This window comes from Hungatella sp. (assembly GCF_046966825.1).
In genome coordinates this window covers 1-3,067 of sequence record NZ_JBKVCZ010000270.1, presented here as the reverse complement: position 1 = coordinate 3,067, position 3,067 = coordinate 1, and the positions used below count along the sequence as shown (strand labels likewise).

General features: G+C 44.4%; 2 protein-coding genes and 1 pseudogene. 2 read left to right on the top strand and 1 reads right to left on the bottom strand.

Translation table 11 applies throughout. The features are described 5' to 3' along the window. Positions 1–235: 235 nt before the first annotated feature. Together ACLTD4_RS33640 and ACLTD4_RS33635 are read left to right on the top strand one after the other, a co-directional pair. On the top strand, positions 236–685 hold the full coding sequence (locus ACLTD4_RS33640; protein WP_117556598.1) for a hypothetical protein: 450 nt from the start codon (positions 236–238) through the stop codon (positions 683–685). 100 nt (positions 686–785) lie between these two features. Then, complete coding sequence (locus tag ACLTD4_RS33635; protein ID WP_270586392.1) at positions 786–2,360, top strand: IS1182 family transposase; 1,575 nt, start codon at positions 786–788, stop codon at positions 2,358–2,360. 157 nt (positions 2,361–2,517) lie between these two features. Here the strand turns inward: ACLTD4_RS33635 and ACLTD4_RS33630 are convergent. After that, positions 2,518–3,067, bottom strand: a pseudogene (locus ACLTD4_RS33630) (SARP family transcriptional regulator); the annotation flags it as partial.

Below are 3,067 nucleotides of genomic sequence, written 5' to 3'. Positions count from 1 at the left end.
GTGATTGGGCGAGAGGCACAGGCCAAAGGGCGCAAAAAGCCCACCTCACCACAATAGTGCACACTCCATAATAACACAGCCCTGTCAAGGTGTCAAGCATTTTTTGCTTGCATTTTGTTTACGAAAATGATATACTATTATAGAATGTCTCCTGAGGGGTTGTTGATTTTTACCCTCGTTTTGCCGGGGTAACAGGGGCAAATGATAATATATTTACGTTTGGAGGTATACCTTTATGGCAAATACCATTATGCACGTACTGCTTGTGGTCTTGATCATTGCAGTGGTGGTTCTGGCTGTTCTCTACTTTCTGGGGAACAAACTTCAGAAGCGGCAGGTGGAACAGCAGCAGCTTCTGGACGCGGCGGCCCAGACCGTATCCATCCTGGTGATTGACAAGAAGAAGATGAAGCTTACGCAGGCCGGACTTCCAAAAGCAGTGACAGACCAGACGCCTAAGTACATGCGCTGGGCCAAGGTACCGGTTGTAAAAGCAAAAATCGGTCCCAAAGTCATGACTCTCATTGCTGACGGACGGGTATTTGAGTCCCTTCCCATCAAGACAGAGGCCAAGGTTGTAATCAGCGGAATTTACATCACCCAGATTAAGAGCGTGCGCGGGGGCGCTATCCCAACTCCTCCTAAGAAGAAGGGATTCTTCGCAAGATTCAGGAAGAATAAGTAATTAAAAAGGGGCTGTGAAAAAAGTCCCCTAAAAGTAAAAAGAACGCTTTCAGGTATGAAACCTGGAGGCGTTCTTTTTTTTGTGGTAAAATTAAGCTACTATGAATAATAATACCAAAAAATATTATAACTCAAAACAGGGAAGATTACCACTGTTTATTTCAGATCGTTTGGATATCTGTGATCCGGTATTAGCATTTGACAAAATCATGGAGGAGATTGGAATAGAAAAGTATCTTAAGCCGGAGCCCTTACACAAGATGGGACGGCCAGGATATAATCGAGTCAACATGCTAAAGACGATCCTGTTCGGCTTTATGGACACAGGATACGCTTCCCTGCGGGAATTAGAAGACCGGTGCAGAGTGAATCTTCGTTACATGTATCTGATGGATCAGGAAACACCCAGCTATCGCGCCTTCAGCTACTTTATTAATGAAGAGATAAAAGAATCTGCCCAGGATATTTTTAAAGCAGTCATCTCTTATATCCAGGCAGCGGAGGGGACCGACCTGCAGCACTTGTATATCGATGGTTCTAAATTCGAGGCAAATGCAAACAAGTACACCTGGGTTTGGAAAAAAGCCACTGAAAAATCAAGATACCGTTTGTTCGATAAGATTACCACACTGCTTACCGAAATGAATGAAACACTGGCATATACCGGACTGAAAATCGAGACCAATACGGAATACACACCGGACAGTCTGGAAGCCATTTTATCCAGATATGATTTTGTCTGTCATATCGATGAGAACACGTTTATATACGGCCGGGGACATCGGAAAAGCCGGGAGCAGCGCTATTATGAAAGGTTAAAAGAATATATCGAAAAACTCTCAGAATACGTGGAAAAAACTCAGATATGCGGACCTGAGCGAAACAGTTATGCGAAGACCGATCATGATGCAACCTTTATGCGGATGAAAAAGGACTATATGGGAAATGACCAGCTCCTTCCAGCATACAACATTCAGATCGGAGTGGCAGACGAGTACATTGCCGTAGCAGATGTGATGCAGTACCGTTCCGATATGGACTGCTTTGTCCCTCTGATGGAAAAGTTCCATGAACTATACGGTTTTTATCCGAGATATCCGGTAGCGGATGCAGGATATGGCTCCTTCAATAACTATCTGTTCTGTCAGGAGCATGGGATGGAAAAATTCATGAAATTCCCCATGTACAAGAAAGAGACAACGGATGAGAAGTATCATGATGATCCGTTCCGGGCAGTAAATTTTGAAACAGATTCAGAGGGTGATCTAATCTGTCCAAACGGAAGGAAATTTCACTTCGCGTATCGGAAAGCAGTGAAGGGGAATCAATACGGCAGACAGGAAGAATACTATACCTGTGAAGACTGCAGCGGCTGTCCCTATGCAGAAAGATGTAAGAAGACAGAAAAAAACAGGACGGTCCGTATCAATGCGGAATTAAGTTCCATGCACCAGGAAGTATTAGAAAATCTGCAGAGCATCCATGGAGCGCTGCTGCGAATGAACCGCTCCATACAAGCGGAAGGAACCTTCGGAATCATCAAATATGACCGTTGGTATAAACGGATTGTAAGAAGAGGACTGGAATCGGTAAGATTAGAGTTATTTCTGGTTTCAATTGGTCATAATCTCTATAAATTTCATAATAAACAGAAGAGGCAAAGGGAAGTAGCTTAAAGAAGAAAAAGCATACTTTTGTTGGGGTAAGGGGAAGTATGCGCTCTTTATAGCTGTTCTCCTGCATGTTGATAAAAATAGAAGGGCTGTGGAAAAATGGAATTAAATCAACTCCATTTTTTCACAGCCCCTTTTATGATCCTTATGAATATGATGTTTACAGTGGGATTACAGTCTCAGGACTGCGTTCCCATGGCATGACCGGCTGGAGCTTAAAATCCACACACAGGTCCTTTCGGTTGTATTGCTTTCGGAAATTAGAGGTTATCCGTTTTAACACCATCTCACCCTTCTCGGCAGTGACGGTTGGAAGCAGGACAATGTACTGGCTGATGCTGTAACGGGTGTACACATCGCTGCAGCGGAGGGAATTGCGTATGGCGTTGTTGAGATGCTCCATGGCCTTATTGAGTATGGCAAGCTTGGGGACATGTCCGTCCAGGTCGCTGACAGTAAGAAGGCAGAGGTAGATGGAATCCCCTGTCCGTTCTATGGCCCTTCGTTCCAGCTGGAACAAATCATGGAACACCGGATACTCACAGTAGAACGCCCCGCCTGAAGCCTCTTCCCGCAGCGTCTCCTGGATGGAATCCAGGTTGGTGTTGATGCCCTGCTCCTTGCTTCGGATTGTTTTATATAAATTCTTAAAATGGTCCAACGGGGAGATGGAGAATTCATTGTAGAATAAATCCATGGTATGGTTGTAT

Excerpts from the sequence above, each read along its gene's own strand:
- ACLTD4_RS33640 (WP_117556598.1), top strand. The coding sequence starts at position 236 with ATGGCAAATACCATTATGCACGTACTGCTTGTGGTCTTGATCATTGCA.
- ACLTD4_RS33635 (WP_270586392.1), top strand. The coding sequence starts at position 786 with ATGAATAATAATACCAAAAAATATTATAACTCAAAACAGGGAAGATTA.